Source organism: Paenibacillus polygoni (assembly GCF_030263935.1).
Classification (GTDB): Bacteria; Bacillota; Bacilli; order Paenibacillales; family Paenibacillaceae; genus Paenibacillus; species Paenibacillus polygoni.
The window spans coordinates 4,430,001-4,447,052 of sequence record NZ_CP127162.1; the positions used below are offsets into that span (position 1 = coordinate 4,430,001).

At 41.7% G+C, this 17,052-nt stretch carries 11 protein-coding genes, 1 tRNA gene and 2 rRNA genes (1 of these 14 cut by a window edge); all 14 read right to left on the bottom strand.

Annotated elements, in window-relative coordinates; genetic code table 11:
• Window positions 1-742 (bottom strand): 23S ribosomal RNA (locus QPK24_RS21350) (it extends 2,187 nt beyond the left edge of the window).
• A 205-nt stretch (window positions 743-947) separates the two neighbouring features.
• Window positions 948-1,023: transfer RNA gene (locus tag QPK24_RS21355), tRNA-Ala, on the bottom strand.
• A gap of 91 nt (window positions 1,024-1,114) precedes the next feature.
• Window positions 1,115-2,666: ribosomal RNA gene (locus QPK24_RS21360) — 16S ribosomal RNA — on the bottom strand.
• Together the 16S and 23S rRNA genes with 1 tRNA gene alongside form the textbook arrangement of a ribosomal RNA operon.
• Window positions 2,667-3,096: 430 nt before the next feature.
• A complete protein-coding gene (gene ligA, locus QPK24_RS21365; protein WP_285744514.1) occupies window positions 3,097-5,109 on the bottom strand; it encodes an NAD-dependent DNA ligase LigA in 2,013 nt (670 codons plus the stop codon).
• 254 nt (window positions 5,110-5,363) lie between these two features.
• Window positions 5,364-7,694, bottom strand: a complete 2,331-nt coding sequence (gene pcrA, locus QPK24_RS21370; protein ID WP_285744516.1) for a DNA helicase PcrA — start codon at window positions 7,692-7,694, stop codon at window positions 5,364-5,366.
• Window positions 7,695-8,014: 320 nt separating this feature from the next.
• Window positions 8,015-8,698 carry a heptaprenylglyceryl phosphate synthase gene (locus QPK24_RS21375; RefSeq protein ID WP_407083039.1) on the bottom strand — a complete coding sequence of 228 codons (684 nt, stop codon included), beginning with the start codon at window positions 8,696-8,698 and terminating at the stop codon, window positions 8,015-8,017.
• Window positions 8,699-9,092: 394 nt separating this feature from the next.
• Entirely contained in the window at window positions 9,093-10,493 is a 1,401-nt protein-coding gene (locus QPK24_RS21380; protein WP_285744520.1) for an undecaprenyl-phosphate glucose phosphotransferase, read from the bottom strand.
• Window positions 10,490-11,413, bottom strand: a complete 924-nt coding sequence (locus tag QPK24_RS21385) for a glycosyltransferase family 2 protein (protein WP_285744522.1) — start codon at window positions 11,411-11,413, stop codon at window positions 10,490-10,492. Before QPK24_RS21385 ends, QPK24_RS21380 begins: the two co-directional genes overlap by 4 nt.
• A gap of 98 nt (window positions 11,414-11,511) precedes the next feature.
• Entirely contained in the window at window positions 11,512-12,447 is a 936-nt protein-coding gene (locus QPK24_RS21390; protein ID WP_285744524.1) for a glycosyltransferase family 2 protein, read from the bottom strand.
• An 89-nt stretch (window positions 12,448-12,536) separates the two neighbouring features.
• Complete coding sequence (gene rfbD / locus QPK24_RS21395; protein WP_285744526.1) at window positions 12,537-13,400, bottom strand: dTDP-4-dehydrorhamnose reductase; 864 nt, start codon at window positions 13,398-13,400, stop codon at window positions 12,537-12,539.
• A gap of 35 nt (window positions 13,401-13,435) precedes the next feature.
• Window positions 13,436-14,416, bottom strand: coding sequence for a dTDP-glucose 4,6-dehydratase (gene rfbB, locus QPK24_RS21400; RefSeq protein WP_285744528.1), 981 nt, complete (start codon window positions 14,414-14,416; stop codon window positions 13,436-13,438).
• Between the two features lie 12 nt (window positions 14,417-14,428).
• On the bottom strand, window positions 14,429-14,977 hold the full coding sequence (rfbC, locus tag QPK24_RS21405; protein ID WP_285744530.1) for a dTDP-4-dehydrorhamnose 3,5-epimerase: 549 nt from the start codon (window positions 14,975-14,977) through the stop codon (window positions 14,429-14,431).
• 11 nt (window positions 14,978-14,988) lie between these two features.
• Window positions 14,989-15,732: a sugar phosphate nucleotidyltransferase gene (locus QPK24_RS21410; RefSeq protein WP_285744532.1), complete on the bottom strand. Its 744-nt coding sequence runs from the start codon at window positions 15,730-15,732 to the stop codon at window positions 14,989-14,991.
• A gap of 5 nt (window positions 15,733-15,737) precedes the next feature.
• Window positions 15,738-16,847 carry a glycosyltransferase family protein gene (locus QPK24_RS21415; RefSeq protein WP_285744534.1) on the bottom strand — a complete coding sequence of 370 codons (1,110 nt, stop codon included), beginning with the start codon at window positions 16,845-16,847 and terminating at the stop codon, window positions 15,738-15,740.
• Window positions 16,848-17,052 lie beyond the last annotated feature (205 nt).

The following is a 17,052-nucleotide window of genomic DNA, read 5'->3' on the forward strand; positions in this document are numbered from 1 at the left end:
GGGGTAGATCACACGGTTTCGGGTCTACGTCCACGTACTCATTCGCCCTATTCAGACTCGCTTTCGCTGCGGCTACGGCTTTTCACCTTAACCTTGCACGGGAACGTAACTCGCCGGTTCATTCTACAAAAGGCACGCCATCACCCATAAAACGGGCTCTGACTTTTTGTAAGCACACGGTTTCAGGTTCTATTTCACTCCCCTTCCGGGGTGCTTTTCACCTTTCCCTCACGGTACTGCTTCACTATCGGTCGCTAGGGAGTATTTAGCCTTGGCAGATGGTCCTGCCGGATTCATACGAGGTTTCACGTGCCTCGCACTACTCGGGATCCGTCTCGGAGGGAACAGGCTTTTGACTACAGGGCTTTTACCTTCTCTGGCGGGCCTTTCCAGACCTCTTCAACTAACCGGTTCCTTTGTAACTCCATGTGAGACGTCCCACAACCCCAACCAGCAAGCTGATTGGTTTGGGCTAATCCGCGTTCGCTCGCCGCTACTGACGGAATCACTATTGTTTTCTCTTCCTCAGGGTACTTAGATGTTTCAGTTCCCCTGGTATGCCTTCAACCACCCTATGTGTTCAGGTGGAGATAACTGTCCATTACGACAGCTGGGTTTCCCCATTCGGACATCCCCGGATCAAAGCTTGCGTACAGCTCCCCGAGGCAGTATCGTTGTTCGCCACGTCCTTCATCGGCTCCTAGCGCCTAGGCATCCTCCGTGTGCTCTTAATAGCTTAACCATATTGTTCGGTATTTTGTCTCCTTCGCTCCACTTGTTTTGCTTACGCAAAGCCAAAAGTCGCTCACGATCCAAAAACCTCACTCAGCAATCCTTTAATCTTTACTTGTTTAACACAAGTTCAGCTTAAAGGATATTTCTAAAATCGCAAAATTGTTTCGTTATCTAGTTTTCAAAGAACAACACAAATAATGATGAAATTATTATGGTGGAGCCAAGCGGGATCGAACCGCTGACCTCCTGCGTGCAAGGCAGGCGCTCTCCCAGCTGAGCTATGGCCCCTCAAATTCCATCAAAACCGAACAAATGGATGAATGATTTGACTTATTAAGTCGATTTGAATGTTTCCGTTTCAGGAAACGATTCTCCATAGAAAGGAGGTGATCCAGCCGCACCTTCCGATACGGCTACCTTGTTACGACTTCACCCCAATCATCTACCCCACCTTCGACGGCTGGCTCCTTGCGGTTACCCCACCGGCTTCGGGTGTTGTAAACTCTCGTGGTGTGACGGGCGGTGTGTACAAGACCCGGGAACGTATTCACCGCGGCATGCTGATCCGCGATTACTAGCAATTCCGACTTCATGCAGGCGAGTTGCAGCCTGCAATCCGAACTGAGACCGGCTTTTAAGGATTTGCTCCACCTCGCGGCTTTGCTGCCCGTTGTACCGGCCATTGTAGTACGTGTGTAGCCCAGGTCATAAGGGGCATGATGATTTGACGTCATCCCCACCTTCCTCCGGTTTGTCACCGGCAGTCACCTTAGAGTGCCCATCCGAAATGCTGGCAACTAAGATCAAGGGTTGCGCTCGTTGCGGGACTTAACCCAACATCTCACGACACGAGCTGACGACAACCATGCACCACCTGTCTCCTCTGTCCCGAAGGAAAGGTCTATCTCTAGACCGGTCAGAGGGATGTCAAGACCTGGTAAGGTTCTTCGCGTTGCTTCGAATTAAACCACATACTCCACTGCTTGTGCGGGTCCCCGTCAATTCCTTTGAGTTTCAGTCTTGCGACCGTACTCCCCAGGCGGAATGCTTAATGTGTTAACTTCGGCACCAAGGGTATCGAAACCCCTAACACCTAGCATTCATCGTTTACGGCGTGGACTACCAGGGTATCTAATCCTGTTTGCTCCCCACGCTTTCGCGCCTCAGCGTCAGTTACAGCCCAGAAAGTCGCCTTCGCCACTGGTGTTCCTCCACATCTCTACGCATTTCACCGCTACACGTGGAATTCCACTTTCCTCTTCTGTACTCAAGTTACCCAGTTTTGGGTGCGACCCGAGGTTGAGCCCCGGGATTAAACACCCAACTTAAATAACCGCCTGCGCGCGCTTTACGCCCAATAATTCCGGACAACGCTTGCCCCCTACGTATTACCGCGGCTGCTGGCACGTAGTTAGCCGGGGCTTTCTTCTCAGGTACCGTCACTCCTTGAGCAGTTACTCTCAAGGACGTTCTTCCCTGGCAACAGAGCTTTACGATCCGAAAACCTTCATCACTCACGCGGCGTTGCTCCGTCAGACTTTCGTCCATTGCGGAAGATTCCCTACTGCTGCCTCCCGTAGGAGTCTGGGCCGTGTCTCAGTCCCAGTGTGGCCGATCACCCTCTCAGGTCGGCTACGCATCGTCGCCTTGGTAGGCCTTTACCCCACCAACTAGCTAATGCGCCGCAGGCCCATCCATAAGTGACAGATTGCTCCGTCTTTCTTTCTTCCCTCATGCGAGGGAAGAACCTATCCGGTATTAGCTACCGTTTCCGGTAGTTATCCCAGTCTTATGGGCAGGTTGCCTACGTGTTACTCACCCGTCCGCCGCTAAGTCTCAGAGAAGCAAGCTTCTCATTGACTCCGCTCGACTTGCATGTATTAGGCACGCCGCCAGCGTTCGTCCTGAGCCAGGATCAAACTCTCCAATAAAGTTATTGAAAAGAGCGATAAGCTCATTTAGAAAATGCTGACGAGAACTTAAAGTTCTCTTATAGTTTATCGTCCTTCTATTAAGAAAGACGTTCATCATCCATTTGTTCAGTTTTCAAAGAACTTGTTGTTCCAGTTAATTGTTCGCAACTGGATATTCAGTATAGCATGTCGATCATTTCGTTGTCAACTACTTTTTTCGACATTTTGTTTTAACTTGTTACTTAGTTAGCTTTTCTAACTCGTAACAGTATCGCTCGAAGCGACAATAAATAATATATCATGATAAAATAAATTTGACAAGCCTTTTTCTAAAAACAATATAAAAGATAGGTATCTAGCTTAACACCTTCCTTAGATTAAGTACTTATATAACTATAACAGGAGTCGCATCTAATTACATACGACTCCTGTTTTTCTTTTACTTTACCTATAGCTGAAGCAGTCTAATAAGCTCATCTTCATCTTCAATTGTATCAATACCTAGCTGTTGGGCTTTAGCAAGCTTACTGCCTGCTTTTTCACCCGCAATCACGAGATCTGTTTTCTTAGATACACTCCCCGTTACTTTGGCGCCGAGTGCTTCAAGCCGTTCTGTAGCCTCATCACGTGTCAACTTATGAAGGGTACCAGTAAGAACGACTGTTTTACCGCTGAAGAAAGAATCGGTGACGACTACTTGCGGTTCTTCCGGTGCTTTGGCTTCTACGCCAAGCGACAGCATTTTTTCTATACTAGCTCTAACAAAAGGATCCTGGAAGAAAGTCACGATACTCTCTGCAACGATCTGCCCAACATCAGGAAGTTCTACAAGCTCTTCTACAGAAGCATCCATGATCCGATGAAGATCACGGTAATGTTCTGCCAGCATTCTAGTTGTCGACTTTCCTGTATTCGGTATTCCAAGTGCATAGAGGAAAGAAGCTAGATCTCTGCCCTTACTGTCTTCAATGGCTTGAAGCAGGTTGTTTGCTTTTTTCTCTCCAAAGCGAGACAGTCCAATGATATCCTCATAAGTGAGAGAGTATAGATCTGCAGGTTCTTTTAGTCCGACCTCGTCATAAAGTTGAATTGCCGTTTTATCGCTAAACGTCTCTATGTCCATGGCATCCCGTGAAGCAAAATGGGAGATACGAGCGACAATCTGCGGCTTACAGTTTGATTTGTTATTACAGAATAGATGCGCCCCCCGCTCTTCAAGCGGATATCCGCAGGCTGGACATTCTACTGGGTACACGATTTCTTCTCCGTCTGCTTCATCCGTAACTTTTCCAAGAATCTCAGGAATGACATCATTTGATCTGCGGATAAAGACACGGGTGCCGAGTGCATGCTTCAGGTTCTTTCGCTCAATATCCCCCACATTGTTAAGTGTACAGTTCGAAACGGTTACACCTGCAAGTTCAACCGGTTCAACGCGGGCAAGCGGAGTTACTTTTCCAGTTCGACCAACATTCCAGCTTACGGCATTAAGAACTGTTGTTGTCTCTTCTGCCTCAAATTTATACGCTACCGCCCATCTAGGGAACTTATCCGTATAACCCAAAACTTCACGCATCCGCATATTTGTCAGCTTAATGACAGCTCCATCAATTAGATAATCCAGCTTATCTCTATTTTCCTGAATTTCGGCTAGACGCTCCATGACATCATCAAATTCAGTGAAATAGCTGATATATGGGTTTACTTTGAAATGATTATCCCTAAGAAATTGCATCATCTCTTCATGACTGGAGAAGCGGATCTTATCCGAGTATCCCACATTATAAAAGAAGGCGCTTAGTTTGCGTTCTGATGTTACTTTAGGATTAAGATTACGCAGGGCACCTGCTGCGGCATTCCGAGCATTTTTGAGCGGTTCAGCTGCTGTTTCGTTATATTTACTCAGCACTGATAAGTTCATAATACCTTCGCCTTGAACCTCTATTGTGCCGTCTGTAAAAGGAATGGTTAACGGAACGGATTTGATCGTCTTAACCTGCGCTAAAATCCCCTCTCCTGTCACACCATTACCACGCGTTGAAGCCTGAACTAAGTTCCCGTCCGTATAGGTGAGGTTAAGCGTAAGTCCATCAAATTTCAGTTCAATCGCATATTCTGGAGTAGGAAGCGGATTGTCAGGATTCTTCGTATTATAGTCCTGCACCAAACGCTGTACTCTTCCATTCCAACTGCGCAGCTGTTCAATATTTTGGGCTTTATCTAAACTCCACAAAGGAGATAGGTGCTTATGAGGTTTAAATCCTTTGAGGATTTCTCCGCCCACACGCTGAGTAGGAGAATCAGGAAGAATGATTCCTCCTTCTTGTTCAAGAGTAACAAGCTCATCATACAGAACGTCATATTCTTTATCGCTGATTAGCGGATTGTCGAGTGTATAGTAGTGATAGTTATAGTGATTCAGCTCTTTTACGAGCTCTTCTAAACGATGCATCGGATCCATGCAGGGCAATCCCTCCGTGAATTAATATGTAAGGCCTGCCAGCAAAAATGAAACGGAAATAGTTTGGTTTATAGGTTTTTTAAGTGTCGAACCTATTGTCAAACCTACCCTTTTCACTCATGCCGGCTGTGGCCTTGATTCATAATATAAGCGTATATATTTATGTTTCCCTTAACTGTATTACATGATTTGAACACCATCGTCTGCAAAAGAATACCATCTTACTGCAGAAACAACGGAGACTTTTTATCACATTAAGATTCTACTTTCGTAATAGGTGCGAATCCCGCAAGCAAACGTTTGAGTCCAACGGGTGCAGGGAAGGCAATCTGAAGCTCTGTGTCGTTGCCTGTACCTTTAATAGAAACAATCGTTCCTGTTCCCCACTTACCATGCTGCACCTTATCGCCTGCCGCAAAATCTTTGGATGCTCCTGCAGCAGATGTCTGAGAACCTCCTGAACCTGTTGTAACTGTTACACGTGAAGCAGCAGAAGCGGTCGATCCGCCAAGACTAAGGTCCTTACGTGCACCGCTCCCAAAGTTACTTCCTGTACCCGTGCTGCTAAACCCTCTGCCGCTGTAGGAACCACCTGTATTATTTCCAGTTCCGCGGCGATAGCGGTCACGTGCAATCTTGGTATCCTCTTTGAGTTCTTCTGGAATCTCATCCAGGAAGCGGGATGGCGGGTTAGCTGTCGTACGACCGAATAAAGTACGCATCCGAGCACAGGTCAAGAATAACTGCTGCTCTGCACGTGTAATCCCTACATAAGCCAAACGACGTTCTTCCTCTAGTTCCTCTTCGTCCATAAAGGCTCTGCTGTGCGGGAATACCCCTTCTTCCATACCAATGACAAACACAACAGGGAATTCAAGACCTTTTGCACTGTGCATCGTCATCAGGACAACCGCATCCGCCTGTTCTTCTTCATCATCGTTCATACTGTCAATATCCGCAATGAGAGCAAGGTCTGTCAGGAAAGAGACCAGGGACTTGTCCTCATTATTTTTCTCGAATTCCATCGTTACAGACAGGAACTCATCAATATTTTCGAGACGCGCTTTGGATTCAAGGGTATTCTCGTTCTGGAACTCAAGGCGATACTGGCTCATCTCGAGAATTTTCTCTGTCAGTTCGGTAACCGAAAGATACTCAACCATCTGGTGCAAAGCAGCAATCATATCATAGAATTCTACTAATGCATTACGTGTACGGCCTGCAAAGCCAAGATCGTCAACGATCTCAAGCACACGGAAAATAGAGATTCCTCGTTCTCCTGCTGCTGCAGCAAGCTTCGCTACCGTCGTATCACCGATGCCCCTCTTCGGTACATTAATAATCCGCGTCAAGCTGATATCATCGTCCGGGTTAGAGAGAAGTTTGAGATACGCAAGAATATCCTTGATTTCTTTTCGATCATAGAACTTAATCCCGCCGACGATTTGGTAAGGAATATCAGACTTAATGAGAATTTCCTCAATTACCCGGGACTGAGCATTGGTACGATATAAAATAGCATGAGCTTGATAGGATTTCCCATTCTTCACATTTTTACTGATCTCGGAAGCTACAAAATAACCTTCATCATGTTCGGAATCCCCGCGATAGACTTTAATCTTCTCGCCGCCTGTTTTGTCGGTCCAAAGTTTCTTCGGTTTACGGCCAGTATTCAGATTAATCACGGCATTTGCTGCATCTAGAATATTTGAAGTGGAACGGTAGTTCTGCTCCAGCATGATGGTGCAAGCTTCTGGGTAATCTTTTTCAAAGTTCAAAATGTTCGTGATATCTGCTCCGCGCCAGCGGTAAATCGACTGGTCACTATCCCCTACGACACAAATCCGGTGATGCTTATCAGCGAGCATACGGGTGAGCATATACTGTGCACGGTTTGTATCCTGGTACTCGTCCACATGAATGTATTGGAATTTCTTCTGGTAGAAGTCGAGAACCTCGGGTACTTCTTTAAAAAGCTGAATCGTAGTCATAATCAAATCGTCAAAATCAAGCGAATTGTTCGCTCTGAGACGTTGTTGGTACTTGGTGTATACTTTCGCCACAATTCCCTCAAAATAATCGCCAATCTGTGCTTCATATTGTGCCGGTGTAATTAGTTCATTCTTCGCGGCGCTCATTGCAGCCTGAACGGCTTTGGGTTCAAATTTCTTAGTATCGATATTCAGGTCTTTCATACAGTTACGAATGACAGACAATTGATCCGATGAATCCAAGATACTGAAATTCGCGGTAAAACCGATACGATCAATATCTTTGCGCAGGATTCTTACACACATGGAGTGGAATGTAGAAACCCAGATATCCCGACCTTGAGAGCCGCCAACGAGTTTCGACACACGATCCTGCATTTCACGTGCTGCTTTATTTGTAAACGTAATAGCTAGAATGCTCCAAGGTGCTGCTTTCTTAGTGGCTACAAGATAAGCAATCCGGTGAGTAAGCACACGGGTCTTACCACTTCCTGCTCCAGCCATAATCAGCAGCGGTCCTTCGGTAGTCACTACAGCTTCTCGCTGCGGGGGGTTAAGGCGCGAAATTGCGTCTTGTATGTCAATGGATTGCATAAATGCAAGCCCCTTTCTTCTATTAATATGGTGTTGATATAAGGAAGAACATGCTAGTCAAAAGAAATGACCCACCGACGTTCATGGTTATGCACCGGCTATTACTTATATAGCCGTGAAATCAGTGAAGTCAAATGGGCAAGATGGACTGGCCTAAAGACCAAGTTTGTTTAATTCGAGAAGATGATAGATAAAGGTATCATCTTTAAGATTTATTTTCGCGGATAATCAAAATCAGTTCCTGAGGTATTCATTGTACCCTTAGCTTGTATTGAGACTCAACTTGTAAAGTCTAGAGAAATATACTCATTATTCCGGCTCTACTCCGACTTTACGGCTGATACGGTAGAGAGCGCAGCTTTCAGATCACTGTATAAAATATTGCCAACGACAATCGTATCTGAAACCCGGCCAGCTTCCCTTGCTGTCTCCGCATCATAAATACCTCCGCCATAAAATAACTGTGCGCTAGATATCGCTTGATGAACCTCTTTTACGATTGACATATCGCCAAATGTACCGCTGTACTCTACATAGACAATAGGAAGATTCATTAGCTTGTCCGCAACCTGCGCATAGGCGGTAACACTGCTCTCATCGAGATCGGTATGCGCTTCTGTCAGCTTCGCTACAGTGGAGTCCGGATTTAGGACAATGTATCCTTCCGGAACCAGCAGTTCCCATGGGATCATATAGCCATACTCTTCAATCGCCGCCTGATGAAGTCCCGTGATCCAGCGTGAATGATCTGTATTCAGCACCATGGGGATCATATAAAGGTCGAAGCCTGGCACCACCGCGGATAAGTCAGACACTTCTTGCACACAAGGAAGCTCATACCGGCGTACACGAGATAGCAAATCGACCGTATTCTCATAGGTAATACCAGAGGAACCCCCGATCATAATCGCATCAGAACCCGACATACATACGGCTTCAAGCGTATCATCTGTCATCTCCCGGTCTGGGTCCAGCTTGAAAATATGCTTCCAATCCTTGATCATTTCCTTCAACAGTTCATTCCTCCATGCTGCATGTTTATACTTAAGATTAGGTGCGTAAATCCAAGATTTAAATCATACGAAAAACCTCTACTGCTAAGTCTAAGTCAGGGGGAAGTGAGTGTCAATTTATGTTCGCATTTTAGGGGAACAAAGTTAATTGTTGGGGGTGTCAGGGGGAGATGAAGTAGTTTGAGGTTAGATCAGTATGTCATAAACAAAACAATGATTAGGATATCGGTTAGATGTAATGTAGAAATCAACAGAAGAAAACCCGCCTAAAAGAACCAAGTACATACAATTCTTGTACAGAGTATCTAAAAGCGGGCTTATTTTTTTCGCCTATATATTCATTGATAAGCTACAGAAGATCGGCACAATGAGGACATTCTTTCTATTAATAAGCATTTTTGAAGCCATTACGTATCGTTTTAAAAATTATTTTAATATCGAATAATAAAGACCAATTCTCAATGTAGAAAATATCTTGCTCGATGCGGTCTTCGATCGAAGTATCTCCTCGTAGCCCCTGGCTCTGAGCAAGTCCAGTTATTCCTGGTCTGACGTGGTGCTTGATCATGTACTTTGGAATCTCTTCTTTGAACTGGTTTACAAAATACGGACGTTCCGGACGCGGACCAACCACACTCATATGACCAAACAGTACATTAAAAAACTGCGGCAATTCATCAAGACTGGTTGCTCTAAGAAAAGAGCCAAACTTTGTACGTCTTGGATCGTTTTTTGTTGTCCACCCAGTATCCACAGTTCCTTCCGGCAATATTTTCATTGAACGAAATTTGTACATATAGAAAGTGCGCCTGTTCAGTCCCACTCGTTCTTGTTTGAAAATGACTGGACCTGGAGAGGTTATTCTCACCCCTACCATGATACATAACATGAGCGGCGAAGTGATGAAAATAGCTGCTAATGAAAAAACAATATCGAACATTCGCTTGGCAAGGCGATTAACGGAAAGATCAAGCGGAATATCCCTTACATTGATAAGCGGCATCCCTGCAAAATAATCAAACATAGGTCTTGCTGGTAGATAGTCAAAAAAGTCCGGTATAATCAGCGTACGTACTCCGGCTTTTTCACATGTGTTAATAATCTGAGGATACTTGTCATGGGCATCCAGCGGAAGTGCAAGTACAACCTCATCGATCATTTGTTTTGCAAGAATCGTTTCCAGCTCATTCATAACGCCCATAATTGGTTTATATTGTTTCGCTTCCTCTGCATCCCATTTACGGTAATCATCCAAAAATCCCATTACTTCATATCCCATATCGGCATGCTGCTGTAAATTGTTATAAAACCTCTTACCTAACGAACCTGCTCCAAGAATAAGAACAAACTGACGGTTATAGCCTTTTTTGCGTAAAGATTTCAGTAGTCTCTTCAATGTATAACGATAGGTTACTGTGAATATGATATTCCCCGCCATATAAATGGCTAAATAAGAACGAGAAATATTAACTTCTTTGAAAAAGAACATTAAGCTTAAAAGTATAAACATACTTACAATGTGGATTTCAATGATTTTCCAAAAGTCATCCGCAAACCGTTTCTTACGCTTCGGTGTATATACGGAGAAAAGGAAACCAGTCAAAATAGCGATCAAACCATAAACAAGACTCCATAATGTATAAGTCTCTAACGGAAGCGGGTTGTCATATGAAATCCAACCACTCTCGAATTTAAGCCACCACGCGAGTAAAAATGATAATTGGATGATCAGAAAATCAACACATACATAAAGCTGTGTCAGGATTTGCTGATTTCTGCGAATCATGATTTCACCTCGCTTGAAAATTCTGTTGCTTGGTTCGTATTTGATCTTGTTGCTGCCCGTTTAGCTGGAAGCATGTTTTTTATTAGTGACAGGGTTAACTTGAGACCAATCCCCATGTAGATAGCCGCATTTGTAAAAAAGTTATACTGCTTATGGTAGTGCTTGCGATGAAAGATCCACATCGCTCGGTGAAATTCATAAATAATTTTGCGTGGTCTGCGTTTAGCGCTTCCGCCTTTGTAGTGAACAATATATGTATAAGGGTAATAGTAAATGCCCCAGCCTGCTTGCTTGATTCGGTAACACCAGTCAATATCTTCGCCGTACATAAAGAACGTCTCATCCAGTCCACCAATCTCCTGAATCACTTCTGATCTGACCAGCATAAATGCTCCTACCAGACAATCAACAGGATACGATTCATCGGGATCGAGGTGTCCCAGTTGGTATTGGTTAAATCTTGGATTTTTCGGGAAAAGCTTCGAAATACCAAACGCATAATAGAACGATGCCGAAGGTGTTGGAAAACCTCTCTTGCAAGCCTTATCTAAGGAACCGTCCGGTAAAATGACTTTGCAGCCCGATGCACCTGTCTCAGGATGCTCATCCATATATCGGAGCATCGTTTGGAATGTATCTGGCTGTACTATGGTGTCCGAATTAAGGAGCAGAATGTATCGACCAGATGCAATCTGCATCCCTTGATTATTCGCTTTTGCGAACCCTGTGTTGGTGAAATTGCGTATGATTTTCACATTAGGAAACTGTTGTTCTACGGCTTCTACGGTTGCATCGGATGAATGATTATCTACTAAAATGATTTCATAGCTATAGGTGATGCTAGAAGCATAGACGGATGCGATACAATCTAGTGTCAGCTGCTTCGTATTATAATTGACGATGATGATGCTGAGGTCCATAACAAAACTCCTGACAAAATATACTAATCTATTCGACAATTATAGCATAATCTGATTGGTAATTCCCAAAATATCCTTACTTTTACTCTGTAGTATGACTATACCTTTCCTAAAACAAAGAGTATCTTAAAAACAACATTATCTATTTTAGATTGTCTGTATAACTTTGTATTCATAGTATAAACGAAACGTATAACTATATTTTTTTGTCCGCTTAGTAATAAACGTTCAATCTCTGCTATTTGTTGCTTATTCAATTGTTTATTAAACACTTTTAGAAACTCATGTGCTTGAGTTGAAAGAATATAATGATTTTTACCGTTCCAAAAACGCTTTACTCGATTTATCCATTTTATAAAAAACGATTCAGATGCTCCTCCTAGCACGTTATTCTGATGCTGCCGATAGAGAATCCCGGGATTAGTATCAAATACAACCTTTCCCAGTGCAGATATTGTTAGATACATCCACCAATCATGCATAATCATATTATCCATAATCTCCGGTGGGTTCTGTTTAATCAGCTTACTCGCTTCAGGATTAAGTACAATCGTACAACCCACACAAGTATTTTCGATTAGTGAATTGTATAACGATAATTTCTTTCTTGGTTTGGTAGGCCAAACTTTAATGGGTTCTAATTGCTCATTCACCATTTGAGTTGATGAGCAGTACATTCCTGGTTCATTTTTAATTTCTTGTAGCTTTTGTACAGCGTTAGATAACTTATTACTTAGCCAGACGTCGTCTTGATCACAGAAGGCATAATAGTCATACTCGCTAGAAGCTATAGAAAGCAGTTCATAAAAGCTTTGTTTCACACCTAAGTTAGACCCTGTAGTAACGGAAATCTTGGAAGGATACTCACTAGCATACTTATGTAGAATAAAGACTGTATTGTCCTTCGAACCATCATCACGGATCAAAATATGTATGTTCACATTTTTCTGAGTTAATAAACTATCTAGCTGTTCTTCTAAATACTTTTCTCCATTATATGTAGACAACAAAATCTGTATATTTGGGTTACCCATATTCCCACCTCCAGCCTTTAACTATACACAAAATCTTACAATCTTAAAGAAAAACAACCCCTACAAAGAATTAGAGGTTGTTAATTAATCTATTTTATTGAATTTAGCATAAACTCTAGTAAAGCATCTTTCCAGTGAGGAAAATCAGTTAAGCCGTTCGTTCTGATAGATACATGATCCATCACAGAATTAGTAGGTCTAGGTGCCTGTCTTGGAAACTGATCGGTGCCACATGGTACTAGCTTCGCCGTTACTTTTAGAGCAAGAGTTTCTTCGGCTTCTTTAAGAATAGCCTGAGTAAACTCATACCACGTGCACTCTCCTGTACCAGAAGCATGATAGATTCCATAGCTTTCTGTATCTACAAGTTCAAGAAGAAACTTAGCAAGATGTACCGTGTAGGTGGGAGATCCTTTTTGATCATTGACAACTTGAAGTTCAGGTTTCTCCTGACCTAACCGTAGCATTGTTTTTACAAAGTTATTTCCGTGCGCCCCGTAAACCCAAGACGTACGTACGATAAAGTAGCGTGAGTTTAGCGACTGCGTAAGGATTTCACCTGCACGCTTGGACTGTCCATACACACTCTGCGGATCAGTATTATCGTATTCTCTATAGGCAGTAGTAGATGCTCCATTAAAAACATAGTCAGTACTTATATATACGAGTTTGGCTCCTACTTTTTCAGCAGCAACAGCAATGTTTCTAGTCCCTGTTGCATTAATATGATAAGCACCATCCACATCTGTCTCAGCAGCATCTACAGCAGTATAGGCGGCACAATGAATAATGGCATCAGGATGAAAAGTTTCAATGACTTGGTTACACTGTGCTTGATCCGTAATATTTAACTTATTCCGATCACAACCTAAAACCTCATGTCCACTACTGCGAAATAGTTCAACCACATCTGTACCAAGCTGCCCACCTGCTCCTGTAACCAATACTTTCATATTGACCCTCCAATTATTTACAATAATTGTTCATCCTATTGCTGATACTCACCTGATTGAATACGAGCATACCATTCTTTATTAGACAAGTACCAAGCAATTGTTTCTTTAATGCCCGTTTCAAACTGATGCTTCGGCTTCCATCCCAGTTCCTCAGTGATCTTCGTAGGGTCAATCCCATAACGCCGATCATGTCCGAGACGATCTTCGACAAAAGTCATTAGAGACTCTGGTTTATTCAGTTCTTTCAGTATTGTTTTCACAATATGGATATTCGTACGTTCGTTATTTCCGCCTATATTGTATACTTCTCCGACCTTACCTTGATGGATGACAAGATCGATTGCACTGCAATGGTCTTCTACATAGAGCCAGTCCCTAATGTTCAGTCCATCTCCATAAATCGGAAGTACCTGATCATTAAGCGCTTTAGAAATAATAAGCGGGATGAGCTTCTCTGGGAATTGATAAGGGCCGTAGTTATTTGAGCATCGTGTAATATTTACAGGAAGACCAAAAGTTTCATAATAGGCACGAACTAACAAATCACCTCCTGCCTTGCTTGCAGAATACGGACTATTGGGTTGTAACGGCGTTTCTTCTGTAAACAATCCTGTCTCTCCAAGAGATCCGTAAACTTCGTCCGTAGAAACCTGTACATATTTCGTTACTCCGTATTTTTTAGCAGTATCAAGAAGAACTTGCGTCCCTAAAATATTCGTTTTTACAAACACCTCTGGATTTAAAATACTTCGATCTACATGAGACTCAGCAGCAAAGTTAACAACAATATCAACGCCTTGCTGAAAAATATGATCAACTGCAGCAGCGTCAGCAATATCTGCCTTGACAAATGTATAGTTAGTGTTGTTCTCAATGGATTTTAGATTATCTAAATTACCAGCATAAGTAAGTAAATCCATATTTATTATGTGATAATTTGGATAATTCTTCAACAGGTATATAACAAAATTGCTACCAATAAAACCGGCTCCGCCAGTCACTAAAACATTCATTAATGTAACCCCCTACTCAAAATTGATTTCCGCATCCTTAAGTAGAGGATGTCTCTTGTCTTTATCTGATAAAATCGGACTTGTTGTTGGCCAATCAATACCCAAAGAAGGATCACTCCATAATATGCCTCGATCATTCTCAGGTGAATAGTATTCGTCCACCTTATAGAGTACCTGAGTGTTCGGGACTAGCGTACAGAATCCATGTGCAAAACCTTTGGGTACAAGCAGTTGGCGCTTGTTGTCTTCGCTTAAAATCACCCCAACCCACTGACCAAACGTTGGCGAATTTTTACGAATGTCAACAATAACATCATATATTGCCCCACTAAGAACTCGTACTAGTTTCGTTTGTGCTTTAGGATTGAGTTGGTAGTGTAATCCACGCAGTACTCCTGTCTCCGCTGATAAAGAGTGATTATCTTGAATAAAATGATGGTGAATACCGTTTTGCTTAAAAACTTGTTCATTGTAGCTTTCCATAAAGAATCCCCGATTGTCCCCATGGACAACCGGTTCAATTATAGAAGTTCCGTCAAGTTTGAGATCTAGTACTTTCATTACTCTTCCTCCTATAACTTCAATTTTCCGAATTCTTCGCTAAAAACGATATCCTTAGCTAATTCATTTGCTCTAGATAAGGAGGAATGCGTACCTGCATCGGTCCACCAACCATGAAGTACATCAAAGGATAACTCGCCTAGATCGATATAAGCGTTATTAACATCTGTAATTTCAAGTTCACCTCTTGTAGAGGGCTTCAAGGTTTTAACAATATTAAATACTCGATGATCAAACATATATATTCCGGTTACTGCATAATTGCTTTTCGGATACTTTGGTTTTTCTTCAATTGATACTATCTGCTGTCCACGCAGCTCTGCTACACCAAATCTATGAGGATCTTGAACCTCTTGAATGAGGAGTTTTGCCCCCTCTTTTTGTTCTCTGAAATTAGATACAAATGGTGAAATATCATCTTCAAATACGTTATCTCCTAAGATAACCACCATTTGATCTTCCCCAACAAAGTTTTCAGCTAGATTAAGTGCTTGGGCAATGCCACCTGCCTCATCCTGTACTTTATATGTAAAATTAACTCCCATTTCTTTTCCGCTTCCAAGAAGATTAACGACATCTCCCATGTGATCTTTTCCAGTAACGATAAGAATGTCATTGATATCTGCTTGTTTAAGCTTATAAATGGGATGAAATATCATTGGGTACTTACCGACTGGTAATAGGTGCTTATTTGTCACTTTGGTTAAAGGAAAAAGTCGGGACCCTGTTCCTCCAGCTAATATTATCCCCTTCATGTTTTCTACTCCTTTATAATCTCAATTATTTTATTGCATCTTTGTTTCCAAGTAGATTGATTTAGAAAATGCAGAGCACTTTCCATAGATTCGACTTTCAGTTCTCCTTTTTCAAGGGAATGAGTATATACCATGAATTCGCTAAGAGTTGAATACAAATAGACAAAGAGCTGAAACTTATGCATTTCACCATAATCCACAGCTATAATTGGTTTTTGAAAAAATATATATTCGTATATTTTCACTGGATCTACTGATTGAACAAGTTCATTAATCTTGAAAGGCATAATTAATGCATCCGATTCTTTTGCATAATGAGGAATATCATGATGGTCTACTATCCCTACAAAATGTAGTCTTGGATGAGATGGGGTTCTAGTATCAATAGGACCTATCATATTAATGATAATGTTTGAAGCACGATTTAGAATCTCTAAGATTAATTCAAAATCAACCCAATCTCCAATCGTTCCAATATAGGTAAGATTTATGAACTGGGATTTCACAACTGTTTTTCTATCGACATATCCCCCTTTATCATTCAGCGTATTAACAAGAGATGAACTGATCCCGTTATTAATAAGAAAGGGTTCTTGTTTAAGATGTCTTCCGTATAAAAACTGCATTTTATCCTTCAAGAAAGTTGATGAGGTAATAACTATATCTGCAACCTGCACTAGTTCAAATTCTAATTTTTTCATACGATTAATTTTATCGGAATCATGATAGAACTCTAAGAAATCATCCATACAATCATAAATAATTTGTTTCCCCTCTAGTTCCTTTAGAGGAATAAATTCTAGAATCAAAGGAGATGTAATCCAAATATAATTATATTGTTCGAGAGATATTTTCCTGTTTATAAATTTCTCTATTTGTTGAAGCCATGTATACCTCCCGGAAAGCGGTAATTTTTTAATTTTATTAACTTTCGAGCTTCTATATGTATTCCTCGTATTATTAATCTTATATTTGCTTCGATCAAGAAACTTATCAATATAGTAAAGATCGATATCAATATAATAAGAAAGTTCTTCGTATAGAAAATGTGGTCTCTGCTTAATCCAATTCCAATTGATATGCATAAGATACGCCATTTTAATTTTACCTAGCAATATGTTCAACTCCTGGAAATCAACATCTTAAAATTAATCAAATAGTAAAACAACCTTTACTTTAATAATATACCAGAACATTGTAGATTGTTGTCGTTTTTTGGTATATTTATTAGGTTAGATAAAAAATATATAAGGAAGGACTTTAAATAACAATATTTTTAAAAGTATAAGCAAATCCTTTTTCAAAAAACATTGAAGGTTA

What these genes read in the sequence shown, in the direction of transcription:
- ligA (WP_285744514.1), bottom strand. Translation starts at nt 5,109, where the DNA reads ATGGATCCGATGCATCGTTTAGAAGAGCTCGTAAAAGAGCTGAATCAC.
- pcrA (WP_285744516.1), bottom strand. Translation starts at nt 7,694, where the DNA reads ATGCAATCCATTGACATACAAGACGCAATTTCGCGCCTTAACCCCCCG.
- QPK24_RS21375 (WP_407083039.1), bottom strand. Translation starts at nt 8,698, where the DNA reads ATGATCAAGGATTGGAAGCATATTTTCAAGCTGGACCCAGACCGGGAG.
- QPK24_RS21380 (WP_285744520.1), bottom strand. Translation starts at nt 10,493, where the DNA reads ATGATTCGCAGAAATCAGCAAATCCTGACACAGCTTTATGTATGTGTT.
- QPK24_RS21385 (WP_285744522.1), bottom strand. Translation starts at nt 11,413, where the DNA reads ATGGACCTCAGCATCATCATCGTCAATTATAATACGAAGCAGCTGACA.
- QPK24_RS21390 (WP_285744524.1), bottom strand. Translation starts at nt 12,447, where the DNA reads ATGGGTAACCCAAATATACAGATTTTGTTGTCTACATATAATGGAGAA.
- rfbD (WP_285744526.1), bottom strand. Translation starts at nt 13,400, where the DNA reads ATGAAAGTATTGGTTACAGGAGCAGGTGGGCAGCTTGGTACAGATGTG.
- rfbB (WP_285744528.1), bottom strand. Translation starts at nt 14,416, where the DNA reads ATGAATGTTTTAGTGACTGGCGGAGCCGGTTTTATTGGTAGCAATTTT.
- rfbC (WP_285744530.1), bottom strand. Translation starts at nt 14,977, where the DNA reads ATGAAAGTACTAGATCTCAAACTTGACGGAACTTCTATAATTGAACCG.
- QPK24_RS21410 (WP_285744532.1), bottom strand. Translation starts at nt 15,732, where the DNA reads ATGAAGGGGATAATATTAGCTGGAGGAACAGGGTCCCGACTTTTTCCT.